This window comes from Cobetia sp. 1CM21F, from assembly GCF_023161745.1.
In the GTDB taxonomy this organism is placed as follows: domain Bacteria; phylum Pseudomonadota; class Gammaproteobacteria; order Pseudomonadales; family Halomonadaceae; genus Cobetia; species Cobetia amphilecti.
Genome location: NZ_JALNTQ010000004.1, coordinates 167,621 through 184,748, shown reverse-complemented (window position 1 = coordinate 184,748; position 17,128 = coordinate 167,621). Strand labels below are relative to the sequence as shown.

Here is a 17,128-nt window from a genome sequence, read left to right as displayed (position 1 = left end):
CGGATGCCGGATTTCAGGTGTCAGATGCCACAGCAGCCAGACGAAAAACGGGAAGCCCTGAGGGGCTTCCCGTTTCTGTTTTAACGCCGGTCGCTCAGCGAGAGCGAAGCGGTGATCAGAACTTGTAGTTGATGCTGAAGTAGTTGCCGAAGCCGGTGGTGTCCTGGCGAACGCCGGTGGCAGTGGAGCCATCGGTGAAGAACGCCATGTTGTTGTAGTACTTCAGGCCATAGCCGATCGCATAGCGCTGGGTGTGGTAGTAGATGCCGTTGAACCACTCCATGCTGTTGACGCTGCGGCCCGCCTGGCTGCCCACTTCGTCGGCATCGAACTTGTAGTCCAGGTAGCCCTGATAGGCGATGAAGCTGCCATCATCGAAGTTGACGAACGGCTTGAACCAGTTGGTGGAGGCCATGTAGCCGTCCCACTTGCTCTCGTCTTCACCGCCGTAGTTCTCACGCACGTAACGCGCGTAGAGGTTGAAGCCCATCTTGCCGAACCACGGCACCTGCACATCGCTGCCCAGACCGACGTAGTGCTCCCACAGACCGCCGAATGCGCCGTTGTCACCGATGTTGGTGACGGTGGCGATGTAGAGCTCATCCACCGGGCCGAACGACAGGTCGTAACCGGTCATGGCGTCCAGCGAGAAGCGCGGCGCCAGCTTGGCGAAGAAGTTGTCGCCGTCGTTCAGGTCATCGGAGCTGTCGTCCAGCAGGTCGAAGAAGTCGACATACCCGTAGAGATCGACGATGCCCGAGCGGCCGCCGAACTCCATCTCCAGGTAGGTATCTTCGCTGTTGCGGAACGGCAGGCGGTTGTCTTCACTGCGCATCAGGTTGAAGGTCAGCCACTTGTAATCATTGGCGTGGATATCGCCATTGAAGTCAGTAGCCTGCGCCGGTGCTGCAGCGGTCAGCAGCGTGGTGGCAGCCAGAGTGCTGGCCGCGAGGGTCTTGAGCATGGTCATCGCGTAACGATCCTGTCCTGAATGTTGAGACTGTTCGAATTCTTGTGATCTTGCCCGCTGAGCGGGTCTTGTCGCTATGAAGTCCGACGAAGGCGCGGGAGTGAAACTCGCACGGGGCCCAGTCTGGAAAGGCGGCGATGTTAGCACTTCCTCGCAAAAACGACAGAGCGACATTTCGGGGGTGATCAACGTGCCTTCGACGACAATGTGAACCTTTTCACACTCTCGCCAGGCACCTTGTCACCCCCGGCTTCCCCGAGATGACGTCCCGATGTTTCCTCGCTTGCCGCCCGGCGCATGCCGGCAGGATGGCTCCCGTCGACTGACCGGGCGGAGTGCGAGGAAATGCATCAGGCCGCCAGCGCCAGGAAGAAACCGGCAATCGCCGCCGACATCAGATTGGACAGCGTGCCGGCGAGTACCGCCTTGAGCCCCAGGCTTGCGATCTCATGACGGCGTGTCGGTGCCAGGCTGCCCAGCCCCCCCAGCAGGATGGCGATCGACGACAGATTGGCGAAGCCGCACAGCGCGAACGACAGCACTGCCATGGTGTAGGGCGTCATCACCGCGCCGGTGGCCGCGACGATGCTGTCACCGCTGAGGTAGGGCGCCAGATTGATGTAGGCGACGAACTCGTTCACCACCAGCTTCTGGCCGATGAAGGAACCCGCCAGGGTCGCCTCGCTCCACGGCACGCCCAGCAGGAAGGCCAGCGGCGCGAACAACCAGCCGAGAATCATGTCGAGACTCAGCGTGTCCATGCCGAACCAGCCACCCACGCCGCCGAGAATGCCGTTGATCAGGCCGATCAGCGCGATGAAGGCCAGCAGCATCGCCCCGACATTGGCCGCCAGCTTGAGGCCGGAAGACGCACCGGAGGCCGCAGCGTCCAGCACATTGGAGGGCGCATCATCATCCTTGAGGGCAGCATCGGCGAGGGCGATCGAGTCGTCCGGCTTCTCCGTCTCCGGGAACAGCAGCTTGGCGAACAGCAGCCCGCCGGGCGCGGCCATGAACGATGCCGCCACCAGGTACTCCATCGGAATGCCCAGCGCCGCATAGCCGCCCAGCACCGAACCGGCGACGGAGGCCAGGCCACCGCACATCACCGCGAACAGCTCGGAGCGCGTCATGCTGGCCAGATACGGCTTGACCACCAGCGGCGCCTCGGTCTGACCGACGAAGATGTTGGCCGTGGCCGAGAGCGACTCGGTACGCGACGTGCCCAGCACACGCTGCAGGCCGCCACCCAGCAGGCGAATCACCCACTGCATGATGCCGAGGTAGTAGAGCACCGCGATCAGCGATGAGAAGAAGATGATGATCGGCAGCACCTTGACCGCGAAGATGAAGCCGACACCACTGCCCGGATTGGCCAGGCTGCCAAACAGGAAGTTGATGCCCTGATCGGCATAGTTGACCACCTGACTGACGGCACCGGAGACACCGGCCAGCACTCCCTGACCGAAGGAGGTGTAGAGCACGAAGGCGCCGATGGCCAACTGGATGGCAAAGGCACCACCCACGGTGCGCAGGCGAATGGCGCGTCGATTCGACGACAGCGCCACGGCAATGAGGATGAGCGAAGCCATCCCGACGAGACTCATGAGGGGATTCATTGGGAAGATCCTGAGGGTTCTTGTGGTTGTTATGGGTGCTGCGTGCAGGGCTGCGACGACCCGTTCTCAACGTCGTGCAGTGTTATCCTGCATTCTCACCATGTTCAAAAAGTCACAGCCTGACCAAATAGTCAATACGTCCGTTTTACCTCACGCCCACTTGTCTTCCAGTGCCAGACTGGCAATGTCAGGGGCATTTTTGAGGTTCTCCCTGTGTGTCAGTGGTTTATCATCTGCTTCTGACGTGGGACGTGGCGCTTCAGCCCAGTTTTTCGCCAACGCTCCCTCATCGGAACCGGCACCAAAGGACAAAAGCCGCATGAACAATCACAGCGCCGCCCGACTCGACCGCCTGCAGGCCATTCTGCGCGAAGGCAGCCCTCTGCAACTGAGCGACGCCGCACAGCTATGCGCCGTCTCGGAGATGACCATTCGTCGCGACGTGGCGCACAGCAACGGACTGCTGGAAATTCTGGGTGGCCGCCTGTTGCTGGTCGATTCATCCGCCGGCAGCGTCTATCGCCTGGATCGCGAGATCGACGCCAGCGCCCCGATCAAGCAAGCGCTGTGCCAGCAGCTGGCCAGTCATATCGAGGACGGCGACACCCTGTACGTGGATTGCGGCACCACGCTGGTCCATCTGGCGGCCGCCATCGACCGCCAGCAGACACTGACCCTGGTGACCTGCGCCCTGAACGTGGCCAATGCGGTCGGCCATCTGCCCGGGGTGCGGCTGGTGATGCTGGGGGGCCTTTTTCACCCGGCCACCCAGTCATTCACCGCCACCGACATGCCGGAGGCCATCCGCCGTCTCGGCATCAACAAGGCCTTTCTCTCGGCGGGCGGGGTACATGCCGAGAGAGGCGTCAGCTGCTTCCATTTTCATGAGGTCGCGGCCAAGCAGGCCGCTCTGGAAAGCGCGATGCAGCGCTTCTTGATCGTCGATGCGCGCAAGTTCGAGATGGTGCGCCCCGCCTTCATCGCCCCGCTGAGTGACTTTGATGTGGTGATCAGCAATGCCAGCCCCGCCGCACGTGATTGTCTGGGGGCGCTGGAGGCAGAAATGGGCGTGACGGCCGAGCTTGTCGACTGCTGAGCTGTCGACTGCTGAGCTGAAGATTGCCTTGCTGGAAAAAGCCAGGCCGCTCGCAGCGCCAGACCACTGCCAAACAGAAAACGCCGCACGATTGTGCGGCGTTTTCTGTCTGACCAGACAGTCAATGCACACTTTGCGTGCGCAGGGACGTCACAGCGGCAGGTGGTGCTCGAGCATCGTCAAGGTGCCGCTCAGCGCGCCACGATTGCGCTCCACGACCTGGCTGGCCGCCTGACCTGCCATCTGCTGCGCGGCCTGATCCGAGAACAGCGCATTCACCGCCTCGGCCAATGCCGCGTCATCCGCGACGACCTGAAGCGCGCCTTCCGCGGCCATCACCTCGGCGATCTCGCTGAAGTTGTCCAGCGATGGGCCACTCAGCAGTGGCAGCCCCAACGCGGCGGGCTCGAGCAGGTTGTGCCCGCCGATGGGCATCAGACTGCCGCCGATGAAGGCGATATCACTGGCCGCATACAGCGTCAGCAATTCCCCGAGACTGTCACCGACCAGTACCGATGCGGCGTCAGCCACCTCGGTGCCGCTCTCTGTCATGGCACTGCGCCGCAGGCTGCTCTCGCCGCGCGCCTGACACCACTGCGCCGCCTGAGCGGCCACTGCCTCGAAGCGCTGCGGATGGCGCGGCACCAACAGCAGCAAGGCCTGAGGATGCTGGTCACGCACCGCGGCATGCGCCGCGAGTATCTGGCCATCCTCGCCGTCATGCGTCGAGGCGGCGATCCATACCGGCCGCTGCGCGAATGACTGGCGCAGCGACTGGCCGTCGGCAATGACCTGTTCAGCAATGTCCAGTTCGAACTTGAGCGAGCCGACGGCCGCGCCGCACGCTGGCGGCAGGCCAAGCGCCATGAAACGCTCCAGATCCTGCTGCGACTTGGCCGACAGGCCACTGACGTGAGCAAGACTGTCGCGCATCAGGGCGCCGATCCTGCGATAGCGCTGGAAGGCGCGCGGCGACAGGCGGCCATTGATGACGCACAGCGCAATGTCATCCCGCGCGCAGGCCGCCATCAGGTTGGGCCACAGCTCGGTTTCCACCATGATCGCCAGCGCCGGACGCAGCCGACGCACGAAGCGCCGCGCGCTCAGCGGGAAATCCAGCGGCAGATAATGGTGACGGGCCGGGGCAAGCTCGGGCGAGCCCTGCGGGGTATGCAGCAGACGTGCGGCCTGTGCAGCGCCGGTGGCTGTCATGGTCGTCAGCACCAGCGGGCGCCGTGGGTAACGCTGACGCAGTGCCTCGACAAGACTCGCCACCATCACCACCTCGCCCAGCGAGGCGGCGTGCAGCCAGATGGGGCGCTCACTGTCGGGCGTGGTGTTCGGCGTGGGCGGGATGATGCCCAGCCGCTCCATCCGCGGGTGCTGGGCATCGTGCTCGCGCCAGACCCGCTGCCAGATGAGGGGCGACAGCAGGGTCAACGCGGTGCTGTAGAGGCCGCGGGCAAGGCTCACGCCTAGTCCTCGCGATCGAGAATGGTGGCGATCATCGCGGTGGTGGAGACGCCGTCCTCGAAACCGAGCACGCGGACTTCGCCGCCATTGGCGATAACCGCCTCTCCCCCGGCAATCTCTTCGGGACGATAGTCGCCGCCCTTGACCAGCACATCCGGCAGCACGGCCTCGATCAGGCGTGCCGGGGTGTCCTCGCTGAAGGGCACCACCCAGGCGACCGCACCGAGGCCTGCCAGCACCTGCATGCGGCGCAGCACCGGGTTGATCGGGCGTGTCGGCCCCTTGAGGCGCGCCACCGAGTCGTCGTCATTGACGGCCACGATCAGGCGATCGCCGTGGCGTGCCGCTTCCTGCAGGTAGGCCACGTGACCGGCGTGCAGGATGTCGAAGCAGCCATTGGTCATCACCACACGCTCGCCGCGTGCCTGGGCGGCCTTGACTGCCGGGATGAGCGCGGACTCCTGGATCACGCCGAATTCTGCCAGCTTGTCGCCGTGCAGCGCGGTGTAGAGCTCCGCCACCGACAGGGTCGCGGTACCCGGCTTGGCGACCACCAGGCCCGCGGCCAGATTGGCCAGCATCACGGCTTCCGGGAAGGCGTGACCGGCCGCCAGCGCCAGACCCAGCACACCGATCACCGTATCGCCGGCACCGGTGACGTCGTAGACCTCACGCGCATGCGTCGGCAGGTGCAGCGGCTGATAGCCCTCACGGATCAGGGTCATGCCCTTCTCGCTGCGCGTCACCAGCAGGGCTTCCAGCTCGAGCTCGGCACGCAGTGCCTCGCCCTTCTCGGCCAGTTCCTCATCGCTGCGGCACGGCCCGACGATGGTCTCGAATTCGGTCAGGTTGGGGGTGATGATGCTGGCGCCGCGATAGCGCGAGAAATCACTGCCCTTGGGGTCGACCAGCACACGCTTGCCCGCCGCACGCGCGGCGGCGATCAGCGCCTCGACCTGATTCAGCGAGCCCTTGCCGTAGTCGGAGAGAATCATCACGCCACTGGCGCCCAGCTCGGCCTCGACCTGGCTCACCAGCGCGCTGGTATCCACCTCGTGCAGCGGCTCCTCGAAATCGAGGCGCAGCAGCTGCTGATTGCGGCTCATCACGCGCAGCTTGGTGATGGTCGGCACGCTGTCACTGGCCTGGAAGCGCGTGATGACATTGGCGTTTTCCAGCGCGCGGGTCAGGATGGCGGCGTTGTCATCCTCACCGACGACACCCGCGAGGGTGGCATGTGCGCCGAGCGAGGCGATGTTGAGCGCGACGTTGGCGGCACCGCCGGGGCGGTCTTCGCTCTCGCCGACTCGTACCACCGGTACCGGCGCTTCCGGCGAGATACGTGAGGTGCCACCGTGCCAGTAGCGGTCGAGCATCACATCACCCACGACCAGCAGGCGAGCCTGTTCAAGCGCAGTCAGATCAAGCTTCATCAGGCGTCTCCGCGTGCAGAGGGGGATTGGGAAGAAGTGGTATCCGTAGAGGAGACAGCCGCGACCGGCAGACGTTCGCAGCTCTGGCCGCGAATGACGCCGTCGGTGTCCGCCAGCAGCTCAGCGAGGCGCGCGATGACATCCTCGGCGCGGATCAGGCTCATGGCGTCCTGATGGCGCACGCGCTGGCCCCAGTTGATCTCGTCCATCTGCTTGTGAAGATAGGTTTTCACGGCGTCCGGATAGCGATTGACCACCAGATGCTGCCAGCAGTACGGTGCCGCGCGCTCGGGATTGGTGGTGGCGTACAGCCCGATCACCGGCGTGTTGAGCGCATTGCCCATGTGCACCGGGCCGGAGTCCGGCGCGATCACCGCCACGGCGCGATCGATCATCGCCAGCAGGCCCTTGAGCGAGGTGCCTCCGATGGCATCGATGACCGCGCCTTCGCTGACCAGCGCCTTGATGCGCGCGCCCATTTCACGTTCCTGCGGGCTGCCGCCACCGGTCATCACGCTGCGGATGCCATATTGCTGCCAGGCATGATCGACGACCGCCGCATAGCCTTCCGGCGACCAGTTGCGGAAGTTGCGCAGTCGCGGATTGGCACACGGGCTGATGATCAGATACGGCGCCTCGCCGGTGACGCGTGTGGCTTCGGTGTAGGCCTCGGGCGGTACATCGAGGCGCCAGTCGAGGCGGCAGTCCTCGACACCCAGCGTACGCGCGAAGTCCATGAACGACTCCAGCACGTGGGCGCGCTCTCGCGGGGCCAGCTGATGAGAGGTAAAGAGGTACTGCCAGTCCTTGGCACGCGCACGGTCGTAACCGATGCGCACCTTGGCCTTGAGGCCCAGCGACAGCGCACTGGCGCGCAGTGCCTGCTGCATGTGCAGCAGCACATCGAAGTGCGTGTCCTTGAGCTGTCGCCAGATGGCGCGCATGCCCGCAAGACCGGTGGACTTGTCATAGACCACGAACTCGACCCCGGTCAGGCCGGACAGTAGACTGTGCTCCCCCTTGCCGACGATCCAGGTAATGCGGGCCTCAGGCCACTGACGCTGCAAGGCGCGTACCGTTGGCACAAGATTGCAGACATCGCCGAGAGCGGAGAGCCGGAGCACGCAGATATGTGCGGGCTGGGCAGGGAGAGGATGCTTCATGCGGATGGCAGTTTTCCGAAATGAGAATGCCCACATTCTATATGATGGCGAAACAGCGCCACAAATGACGCCGGACTGGTTCATGCCATCGTTCTGGCGTGAACACGACGCCGTGACCGGCGAAGCACCGGGGCGCGGAGCGAGTCTGTTCCTTGATGTCTGTCGTTTGCCCGCCGAACTGCAACCCGCCAATACCACCGCGACACCGGCTCGCCGCTGGGCACTGCGCCCCTATCGTCGCGGCGGCCTGATCGCGAAGCTCGCCAGTCAGCGCTACCTCTATACCGGCCTTGAGCGCACCCGCGCCTTCGCCGAACTGCGCCTGACAGAGCGCCTGTATCGCCAGGGGCTGCCGGTGCCAGAGCCCGTCGGTGCCTGCGTGTGGCGGCATGGCCTGACCTACGAGGCCGCCCTGATCACGGTGCTGATTCCCGGCGCACGCGCCTTCGCCGATGACCTGATCGCCCTCGAAGCACAGCGCCTGCCTGGCGGGGCCGAGCTGCCCGAAGCCCTGCTCCGCCTGCTCGACGCCACAGGCCACGCCATTCGCGCCGTGCATGACGCCGGGCTCGAGCATGTCGATCTCAACGCACGCAACCTGCTGATCGATGAAAGCGAACGCGTCTACGTGATCGATCTCGATCGCTGCCAGCTGCATGCCGAGGCTCCCACGGATGCACGCTGGCGCGAGAGCAATCTCTCCCGCCTGGGCCGTTCGTTGGCCCGATTCACCCCGACACATCATGCGGCGTGCCTGGCCCGCATCCGCAGCGCCTATCACGGGTAGGCGCCCGCTTCGTTCCACTCTTTGCTGACGCTCCGTTCAACTCTATTACTGACAAAGTGGTCATCCGGCGCGCAAAACAAGATATCATGCTAACAATATATTATGCATGATAACTATCTAGCCGCTTCCCACGCTTGATGGGTTATCGCGCTTTTCCTATCCGCCGGATATGACCGATGACCGCAAAGACCCCTGACTCGCCTGCGCCCGCCAACGCCCGACCTCGTGACAGCCGCCGCCGCTATCTTCGCGACAGCGCCACCTTCTCTCTCGCCATCCTGGTGTTGATCTGGCTGGTCGCGACCCGCTATCTGCCCTTTACCCCACTCCCGCAAGGAGTGAGTGCCGCCAGCCTGAGCGGTTGGGCCTACCTGGCCACCACCTGGCTGGGTCACTACGGACTGCTTGCCCAGCTACTGTGGCTGCCAGTTGGCCTGCTCGGCATGATATTGCCCGCGCGCAGCGCTCGCCGCTGGCTGTGGCTCCCTGCGGGCATTCTGGCCGGCAGTGCATTGAGCGCACTGATCATCGACAGCCTCGTCTATGCCCAGTACCGCTTCCATCTCAACGGCTTCATGCTGTCGATGTTCCTCAATGACAGCAACGGTGAAATCTTCGAGTTCGATGCCACGACCTGGTTACTGGGTGCCTGCACCCTGCTCGGCTTGATCGCGCTCTGCTGCGGGCTGGCTTATCGACTGAGTGGGCCTGCGGCAGTCAAGCGCGCTCACCGTTTGCCGACAGACAAGCTGCACGCCTTGCTGTTCCTCATGCTGCTGGCAAGCCACATCCAGCACATCGTGTCAGATGCCCATCACAACCTGCAGGTGACACGCGAAGCGCCCGCCTTCCCGCTGCTGTTCCCCGCCACAGCGCGCGACTTCATGGAAGACCACGGATGGCTGGATGCCCGGACTGCAGAAGCGGCCAAGGTGCATATCCAGAATTTCGGGGCGGGTTCGCTGGCCTACCCTGCCGTACCGCTTGAACAGGATGACGATGTCATCACCAGCAGAGGTGTCGACGGCCAGCCTGCCAACATCCTGTTTGTGGTGATCGACTCCTGGCGCGCCGATAGCTTCACTGCCGAAACGATGCCCCACTTGCACGCCGCCTTGACGGATGGTCTGCACTTTCCGGATCACATCTCCGGTGGCAACAGTACCCGTACCGGTTTCTTCAGCCTGCTATCCGGCCTGACCGCCAATTACGTCACCCCGATGGAGAATGACGGCCTGGGCAGCGTGCTGGTCAATCAGGCACTGCAGCGCCAGTGGCCGCTGGGGCTATTCTCCTCGGCAAGCTTCAATGGTGTCGGCCTGGACCGCAGCCTCTTCCCGAAAGTGCCAGATCTGCGCTTGCGCACCCTGGGCGATAGCCCCGCCATGCGGGACCGCGTGATGACGACCGACTGGCTCGCCTGGCAGGCCCAGCGCCGCCAGACAGCGCTGCAGCAGGACGCTCGTGAGCTGAAACCGTGGCTGGGCGTGCTGTTCTACGATGCTCCGCATGGTTACTCGCTGCCCAGAGGTGCCAGCACTCCCTTCCAGCCCAGCGCCACCGGCATGGACTATCTGACACTGGGTCCCGACACCGACCCGACGCCTGTGCGCAACCTGTATCTGAACTCGCTGTATCATCTGGACAGGCAATTGGCGCGCGTGATTCAGGACCTGAAAGAGCACGGCGAGTGGGACAATACGGTGCTGGTCGTCACCGGTGACCATGCTCAGGAGTTCAATGACAGCGGCAAGAATTTCTGGGGACACAATGGCAACTTCACTCGCTACCAGACCCAGGTACCGCTGATTCTGCGCGGCCCCGGCATTCCTGCCGGCCACTATGGAAGCCAGCTGCCCCTGCCGCCCGTCACCGCGCATTATGATGTCGTCCCGACACTGCTACGCCATGTGATGGGCATCAGCAATCCCCCCAGCGACTACAGCATGGGCCATGACCTGCTGCGCACTCTCGACCATCAACCAGAGGTCGACAACGAATGGGTGCTTTCCGGTAGCTATCAGGACTTCGGTATCATTCAGCGCGATCGCATCTACGCACTGGAAGGCACCGGCGGCTATGCAGTGTACGATGGCGAGATGAATCGTCGGCAGGCGCTCGGCGAAGGCGCCAACCCCGTCATGAAAGTGATGGAGGCCATGCGCCGCTTCTACGCGAACTGAGCCTGCCACTGAGTCCCATCGGCGCCTGCCACACCCCGTCGTGCTGCAGGCGCTCTTCAGACAGAGACCGTCATGAACACGAGCGACGAGGCCTCGGCCGCCCCTTCACCCGATGGCAAGCTGCGCACCGCGGTGCCCATCACCGGCTGTGTCATCACCCTCAATGAAGCCCACAACATCGAGGACTGCCTGCGCTCGCTGGCTCAGGTCTGCGATGAGCTGATCGTGGTCGATTCCGGCTCCACCGATGCCACCTGCGAGCTGGCGCGCAACATGGGCGCCGTGGTGATCGATCAACCCTATCTGGGCGACGGGCCGCAGAAGAATGTCGGGCCAAGCCATGCCAGCCACCGCTGGGTGCTGTCACTGGACGCCGATGAGCGCCTGACCGACGGCGCCGTCAGCGCCATCCGGGAGCTGGCACTCGACAGCACGCCCCATGATGGCTTCACGCTGCGCCGTCGCAACTTCATCGGCTCGCGCTGGGTGCGACATGCCGGCTGGTACCCCGATTACTGCCTGCGCCTGTATGACCGCGAGAAACTCGCCTTCCGCGATTCACGTCAGCACAGCTCGGTGCAGGCCAACCATCCCTGCGAGCTGGACGCCGATCTCGAGCATTACAGCTTCGCCAATCTCGGTGAACTGTTCGTCAAGGCCAGTGGCCGTTTCTCGAACCGCGCCGCCAAGATCATGTATCAGAAGGGAAAACGCGCCAACGCCTTCACTCCCTTCCTGCATGCCAGCAATGCCTTCATGCGCAAGTTTGTCTTCCAGGCTGGCTTCCGCGATGGCGTCGATGGCTTCTCGGTGGCGCTGTCGGCCAGCGTCAATGCCTACCTGAAATACGCCAAGCTGCTGGAATTCCAGCGCGACGCCAAGGTGCGTGAGGCCGAAGATTTCAACAAGGTATGGTGACCATGACCTCTAGCTGTGAGCCGACTGCCGCGCGAGGTGTGACGCGCCCGCTTCACGTACGCCATGTCAATCTGGCACGCGGCTTTCGCGGCGGTGAGCGCCAGACGCTCAACCTGATCGCGGACCTGGCGCGACGCGCAAGTCCGGGGGAGAACGGCGAAGCCGGTGCGCCGATCCGCCAGTCACTGGTGTGCCTACGGGGCTCGCCCTTGATCAGCGAACTGGCGGCACTCGAGCTTGCCGTCACGGTGGAAGTGATCGAGATCAGCGGACGCTTCAAGGGCCATCTAGGCCAGCCCCGCGCCGATATCGTGCATGCTCACGAAGCCAAGGCCGTGCACTGGGCATGGCTGCATCAGCGCCTCACCGGCACGCCCTACCTGCTGACACGCCGGGTGCCCCAGCCGGTGAAGGACAAGCCGTTCAATCGTCTGACCTATCGCGCGGCCGCCTGCCGGGTGGCGATTTCGTCGGTGATCGAATCTCACCTGCGGGATCGCCAATGGGGTGAGACGGCGTTGATCCCCAGCACCCTCGCCCACCTGCCCAGCGACAAGCAAGCCGTGGCCGAGCTACGCCAGCGCTTCGGCAATACGCCCGCAGGAGATCGCGTTGTCATCGGGCATGTCGGCGCCCTGGTGGACCGCCACAAGGGCCAGCGAGTGCTGATCGAGGCGGCCCGCAGGCTGCGCGACAGCCACCCGCAGCTGCTGTTCGTCTGTCTGGGCGCCGGCGAGGACGAGGCGGCCTTCAAGGCGGAAAGTGCCGATCTCGACAATCTGGTCTGGGAAGGCTTCCACACCAATGTCGGCGACTATCTGGAAGCCTTCGATCTGTTCGCCTTCCCGTCGCGCAACGAGGGTCTCGGCTCGATTCTGCTCGACGTGATGGATCACGGCGCCCCGATCATCGCAAGCGATGTGGATGGCATCCCCGATATCGTGCATGACGACAGCACCGGCGTGCTGGTGCCCACCGGCGATGCCCAGGCACTGGCTGCCGCCATCGTGGCACTCGTCGCTGATGCACCACGTCGGGAGCGGCTGGTCGCGGGGGCGCGTGCGCATCTGGCACGCTTCACTCCCAGCGCCATGGGCGAGGCCTATCTGGGGCTTTATCAGCGGCTGGCACGCTAGACCGCCTTTCATCTCAGACACTTATCGCCCCAGTACCTGGCCCACAAGCACCTATCGTCCAGGCACCTATCATCCAGGTACCTATCGCCCGGCTAGAGAATAAAAAAGCCCTGTTTCATGTGAAACATCACAATGAAACAGGGCTTTTTTCGTTTTTCCAAACAGCAGGTCAGCAACTCAGACGCGCGAACCAGCGTCCTCCAGGCCGCGCAGATCCGGCCAACCTTCATCCACACCCAACACGGGATATGTCCTGGGGTCCAGCGGACCTGGTTCGCTTTCGGGTCGACACTCACGCAGCGCAGCCTGCAGCCGCTGCAGGGCCTCACCGCCTTCGGCACCAGCGGTCACTCTGTCCCAGAACTCACGATGTACCGCCTTGATGACGACGGGCACGCTGGGCACACCGACCTGTTGCGCCATGGCCAGACGATGCAGGCCACGGTTGATCTTGAGCAGGCGACCCTCACGCGTCACCGCGACGCCCATCTCGTCCTTGGTGACCCCCTGACGAAAGCCATTGCTGGCCATGTCCTGCAGATAACCGCGATAACAGCGCAGATAGCCGAGAATCTGCTCCTCGCTGTCCATCAACAGCCCATCACGCGGTGACGACCACGGTTTGCCCGCCTCCAGCAAGGCCTTCAAGTGCTGATAGCGCTCCGTCACCGTCAGGTCATCGCCATGCTCGATCAGGTCCCGCATCAGACGCGAGCGTGAACCGAAACGGAAGGCACCGCGCCGCAGGTCCCAGTCGCCATCCCAGATGAAGGCGTTGGAGGAAGGCCGGTTGCGCTTGTCACGCCCGAAGTTGACGTCGCGCACCAGCTCACGCGGATTGACCCAGACCGTCAACGCCTCCTGCCCCATCACGTCTTCCAGCGCATGACGCGGCAGGCCACGGCGCTCAAGGGACTGATGGCGTGCACGCTGGCGCTTCCAGCGCATCAACCAGCAACGACTGAACGGCAGTATCAGGTGGTGCTCGCACCAGGCACGCAGCGCCTCGATCCGCTGAGCACGCTGCATGGCCCCGCGCATGCGCGGGTGGATCAGATCATCCGTCGTACGGTTTCTCGGCAGGTTCACCGCGCATCCTCATCCAGCGAGATCGCCGTCAACAGTCGCTCGGGAGCAATATGGTTCAGGCAATTGGTATGCCCCAGCGGGCAGACGCGCTTGAAGCAGGGTGAGCACTCCAGCGCCAGCCAGTGGATCTCGCGATTGGCCGTCAGCGGCGGCGTGTAATGCGGCGACGAGGAACCGTAGATGCCCTGGATACGGGCCCCTACCGCGGCTGCGACATGCATCAGGCCGGAGTCATTGCTGACCACTTCCCGACACTCGGCGATCAGGTCCACCGCATCCGCCAGCCGCGTCTTGCCACACAGGTTGTGAACGCCCGCAAGCCCCTGGGCGATCTCCTCCCCCGCCGCGACATCCTTGGGGCCACCGAAGATGCGCACCTCGGCCCCCTGGCGGGTCAATGACTCGGCAAGCGCGCGAAAGTGCGCCAGCGGCCACTGCTTGGCCGGGCCATATTCCGCCCCGGGCATCATGCCGATGATGGGCGCCGGCGGCGCCACCAGTCCCAACTCGCCGCGCAAGCGCAGCTGATTGGCGCTGTCAGTGACCAGAGCGGGCTCCGGGATGCCCACCGGCGGATTGGCCTCCTCAACGGGCAGGCCCAGCGACGTGAAGCGCTTGACGGTCTGATCGAGCACCGACTTGTCGAGCTTGCGACACTCGGTGAGCAGACCGTAGCGCTGCTCACCGGTGAAGCCGACGCGCACCGGAATGCGCGCGAAGAACGGCACCAGCGCTGCCTTCCACGAGCGCGGCAACACGATGGCGCGGTCGAAGCGCCCTCGCAGCGAACGCCCGAGCTGCCAGCGCGCCTTGAGGGCGAAGTCACCATGCCCCGCCGGCAACGCCAGTGCCTCCTCGACCTCGGGCATGCGCTCGATGATCGGCTGCGACCAGGCGGGCGCCAGCACACTGATCCGGCAGCCGGGCGAGCGCTGCTTCAGCGTCATGAAAAGGCTCTGCGCCATCACCATGTCGCCGACCCAGCTGGGCCCGACCACCAGAATGCGCTCACTCATGCCTTGCTCCTCTTCACGGCCAATCCTCCTTGCGGGTGCGCTTGCCCTGCCCCATCGCCCTTGTGAGGCAGGCGCTCACCCTCAATCCACACACGCTCAGTCCACACACGCTCAGTCCGCACGTGCTCAGTCCCCACGCGCTCGGTCCACACGGGCTCGGACTCAGCGATTCAGCCATTCGAGATAGGCGCGCGTGCCCTGGGCAACGGTCTTGAATTCGACGTTGCAGCCGGCCTTGCGCAGCTTGCCGATATCGGCACGCGTGAAGCTCTGGTAGCGGCCCTTGAGGTTTTCCGGGAAGTCGATGTACTCGATCTCGCCCTTCTCGTAGTACTCGATGACGGTCTCGGCGATCGCCTTGAACGGCTCGGCGCGACCGGTACCCAGATTGAAGATGCCGGAGGCTTCCGGGTGGTCGAGGAACCACAGGTTCACGTCGACCACATCGCCGACATAGACGAAGTCACGGCTCTGCATGCCGGCATCGTAGCCATCGTAGGCGCCGAACAGCTTGGGATTCTCGCCCGCCTTCACCTGGGTGTGGTGGTGATAGGCAACGCTGGCCATCTTGCCCTTGTGCTGCTCACGCGGGCCGTAGACATTGAAATAGCGGAAGCCGACGACCTGGGTGGTCAGGCTGTCCCAGCGCTGGCGCACGTGCTGATCGAACAGCAGCTTGGAGTAGCCGTAGACGTTGAGCGGACCTTCGAACTCCGGCGTTTCCTTGAAGACCTGGCTGTTGCCGTAGGTCGCCGCGGAGCTCGCGTAGAGGAAGGGAATCCGGTTCGCTTCGCAGAAGTTGAGCAGCACCTTGGAGTACTCGAAGTTGTTCTCGAGCATGAACTGGCCGTCCCACTCGGTGGTGTCCGAGCAGGCGCCTTCGTGGAAGATCGCCTCGATCTTCGGCAACTCGGCATACTCGCCCATCAGGCTCGACTGGACGCGAATCAGGAAGTCGTCCTTGTCGAGGTAATCGGCGATGGTCAGGTCCGCCAGATTGACGAACTTGGTGCCGTCACTCAGGTCATCCACCACCAGGATATCGGTACGGCCGCGGTCATTGAGTGCCTTGACGATATTGGCACCGATGAAGCCGGCGCCTCCGGTAACGACGATCATTTGAGCTCCCAGAGCCTCTAGAGGCTTGTAGGCAACGCGCGCGTTCAGTAACGCGACACATCAGAATTTGGAAATGGCACGCACTCGGTTACGTCTGCGGCCTATAACCCGATAAGCGGGGATTGTATACTCGGCAGTTCTCGAATTCATGGGCCAACGGGCTTCACCAATGACACAGCCAGACGTGAAAACCTTCCAGGGCCTGATTCTGGCCCTGCAGCAATACTGGGCCGAACAGGGTTGCATCATCCTGCAACCATTGGATATGGAGGTTGGCGCGGGGACTTTCCACCCGGCGACCTTCCTGCGCTCCATCGGTCCTGAAACCTGGAACGCTGCCTACGTGCAGCCTTCCCGCCGTCCCACCGACGGCCGCTACGGCGAAAACCCCAATCGCCTGCAGCACTATTATCAGTTCCAGGTGGTGATGAAGCCGTCACCGGCCAACCTGCAGGAGCTCTATCTGGGCTCGCTGGAGCGTCTGGGCATCGACCCGCTGGTCCACGACATCCGTTTCGTCGAGGACAACTGGGAATCTCCGACGCTGGGCGCCTGGGGCCTCGGCTGGGAAATGTGGCTCAACGGCATGGAAGTGACCCAGTTCACCTACTTCCAGCAGGCAGGTGGCATCGAATGCTTCCCGGTCACCGGCGAGCTGACCTACGGCCTCGAGCGCATCGCGATGTACCTGCAGGACGTGGACAGCGTCTACGACCTGATCTGGACCACCGCGCCGGACGGCTCCGTCGTGACCTATGGCGACGTCTTCCTGCAGAACGAGAAGGAGCAGTCGGCCTACAACTTCGAGCACGCTGCCGTGCCGGAGCTGTTCGCTGCCTTCGATCACTGCGAGAGCGAGTGCCAGAAGCTGCTGACCGCCAACCTGCCGCTGCCGGCCTACGAGCAGGTACTGAAGGCATCACATACCTTCAACCTGCTGGATGCGCGTCACGCCATCTCCGTCACCGAGCGTCAGCGCTACATCCTGCGCGTGCGCACTCTCGCCCGTGATGTGGCCCACGCCTATTACGATTCGCGCAAGGCCGCCGGCTTCCCGCTGGCCCCGCAGGCGCTGCGTGATGAGCTGCTCGCCGCCGATGACACTACTACCGAGGGAGACGCGTAA

14 protein-coding genes are annotated in these 17,128 nt (G+C 63.7%); 6 read left to right on the top strand and 8 right to left on the bottom strand.

Annotation, left to right across the window (positions count from 1 at the left end):
* Positions 1-115: 115 nt before the first annotated feature.
* Together MSG32_RS14000 and MSG32_RS13995 are read right to left on the bottom strand one after the other, a co-directional pair.
* Positions 116-970 (bottom strand): outer membrane protein OmpK, encoded by an 855-nt coding sequence (locus MSG32_RS14000; protein ID WP_082388693.1) that lies wholly within the window; start codon positions 968-970, stop codon positions 116-118.
* A 350-nt stretch (positions 971-1,320) separates the two neighbouring features.
* On the bottom strand, positions 1,321-2,589 hold the full coding sequence (locus MSG32_RS13995; protein WP_043331634.1) for a NupC/NupG family nucleoside CNT transporter: 1,269 nt from the start codon (positions 2,587-2,589) through the stop codon (positions 1,321-1,323).
* 319 nt (positions 2,590-2,908) lie between these two features.
* Here MSG32_RS13995 and MSG32_RS13990 point away from each other — a divergent pair, with 319 nt between their 5' ends.
* Positions 2,909-3,685: a DeoR/GlpR family DNA-binding transcription regulator gene (locus MSG32_RS13990; RefSeq protein ID WP_054556386.1), complete on the top strand. Its 777-nt coding sequence runs from the start codon at positions 2,909-2,911 to the stop codon at positions 3,683-3,685.
* A gap of 150 nt (positions 3,686-3,835) precedes the next feature.
* Here MSG32_RS13990 and waaA read toward each other — a convergent pair whose 3' ends face one another.
* The 3 genes from waaA to MSG32_RS13975 are packed head-to-tail and all read right to left on the bottom strand — an operon-like array spanning position 3,836 to position 7,754.
* Positions 3,836-5,158, bottom strand: coding sequence for a lipid IV(A) 3-deoxy-D-manno-octulosonic acid transferase (gene waaA / locus MSG32_RS13985; protein ID WP_248380314.1), 1,323 nt, complete (start codon positions 5,156-5,158; stop codon positions 3,836-3,838).
* Positions 5,159-5,160: 2 nt separating this feature from the next.
* A complete protein-coding gene (gene hldE / locus MSG32_RS13980) occupies positions 5,161-6,591 on the bottom strand; it encodes a bifunctional D-glycero-beta-D-manno-heptose-7-phosphate kinase/D-glycero-beta-D-manno-heptose 1-phosphate adenylyltransferase HldE (RefSeq protein WP_043331637.1) in 1,431 nt (476 codons plus the stop codon).
* A complete protein-coding gene (locus MSG32_RS13975; RefSeq protein ID WP_248380305.1) occupies positions 6,591-7,754 on the bottom strand; it encodes a glycosyltransferase family 9 protein in 1,164 nt (387 codons plus the stop codon). Before MSG32_RS13975 ends, hldE begins: the two co-directional genes overlap by 1 nt.
* Here MSG32_RS13975 and MSG32_RS13970 point away from each other — a divergent pair.
* The 4 genes from MSG32_RS13970 (at position 7,753) to MSG32_RS13955 (ending at position 12,778) form a co-directional block, all read left to right on the top strand.
* On the top strand, positions 7,753-8,541 hold the full coding sequence (locus MSG32_RS13970; RefSeq protein WP_248380303.1) for a 3-deoxy-D-manno-octulosonic acid kinase: 789 nt from the start codon (positions 7,753-7,755) through the stop codon (positions 8,539-8,541). The two genes, MSG32_RS13975 and MSG32_RS13970, sit on opposite strands and share 2 nt — an antisense overlap.
* Before the next feature lie 176 nt (positions 8,542-8,717).
* A complete protein-coding gene (locus MSG32_RS13965; RefSeq protein ID WP_248380301.1) occupies positions 8,718-10,724 on the top strand; it encodes a DUF3413 domain-containing protein in 2,007 nt (668 codons plus the stop codon).
* Positions 10,725-10,796: 72 nt separating this feature from the next.
* Positions 10,797-11,642, top strand: a complete 846-nt coding sequence (locus MSG32_RS13960; RefSeq protein ID WP_248380292.1) for a glycosyltransferase family 2 protein — start codon at positions 10,797-10,799, stop codon at positions 11,640-11,642.
* Positions 11,643-11,644: 2 nt separating this feature from the next.
* Positions 11,645-12,778: a glycosyltransferase family 4 protein gene (locus tag MSG32_RS13955; protein ID WP_248380290.1), complete on the top strand. Its 1,134-nt coding sequence runs from the start codon at positions 11,645-11,647 to the stop codon at positions 12,776-12,778.
* A gap of 177 nt (positions 12,779-12,955) precedes the next feature.
* On the opposite strand, the gene MSG32_RS13950 is transcribed toward MSG32_RS13955, so the two are convergent.
* From MSG32_RS13950 to rfaD, 3 genes are all read right to left on the bottom strand, one after another.
* A complete protein-coding gene (locus tag MSG32_RS13950) occupies positions 12,956-13,867 on the bottom strand; it encodes a hypothetical protein (RefSeq protein WP_248380288.1) in 912 nt (303 codons plus the stop codon).
* A complete protein-coding gene (gene waaF, locus MSG32_RS13945) occupies positions 13,864-14,883 on the bottom strand; it encodes a lipopolysaccharide heptosyltransferase II (protein ID WP_248380286.1) in 1,020 nt (339 codons plus the stop codon). The genes MSG32_RS13950 and waaF overlap by 4 nt, the downstream gene beginning before the upstream one ends.
* A 162-nt stretch (positions 14,884-15,045) precedes the next feature.
* Positions 15,046-16,002: an ADP-glyceromanno-heptose 6-epimerase gene (gene rfaD / locus MSG32_RS13940; protein WP_248380285.1), complete on the bottom strand. Its 957-nt coding sequence runs from the start codon at positions 16,000-16,002 to the stop codon at positions 15,046-15,048.
* 169 nt (positions 16,003-16,171) lie between these two features.
* Between rfaD and glyQ the strand changes: the two genes are divergently transcribed.
* Positions 16,172-17,128 (top strand): glycine--tRNA ligase subunit alpha, encoded by a 957-nt coding sequence (gene glyQ, locus MSG32_RS13935; protein ID WP_107335756.1) that lies wholly within the window; start codon positions 16,172-16,174, stop codon positions 17,126-17,128.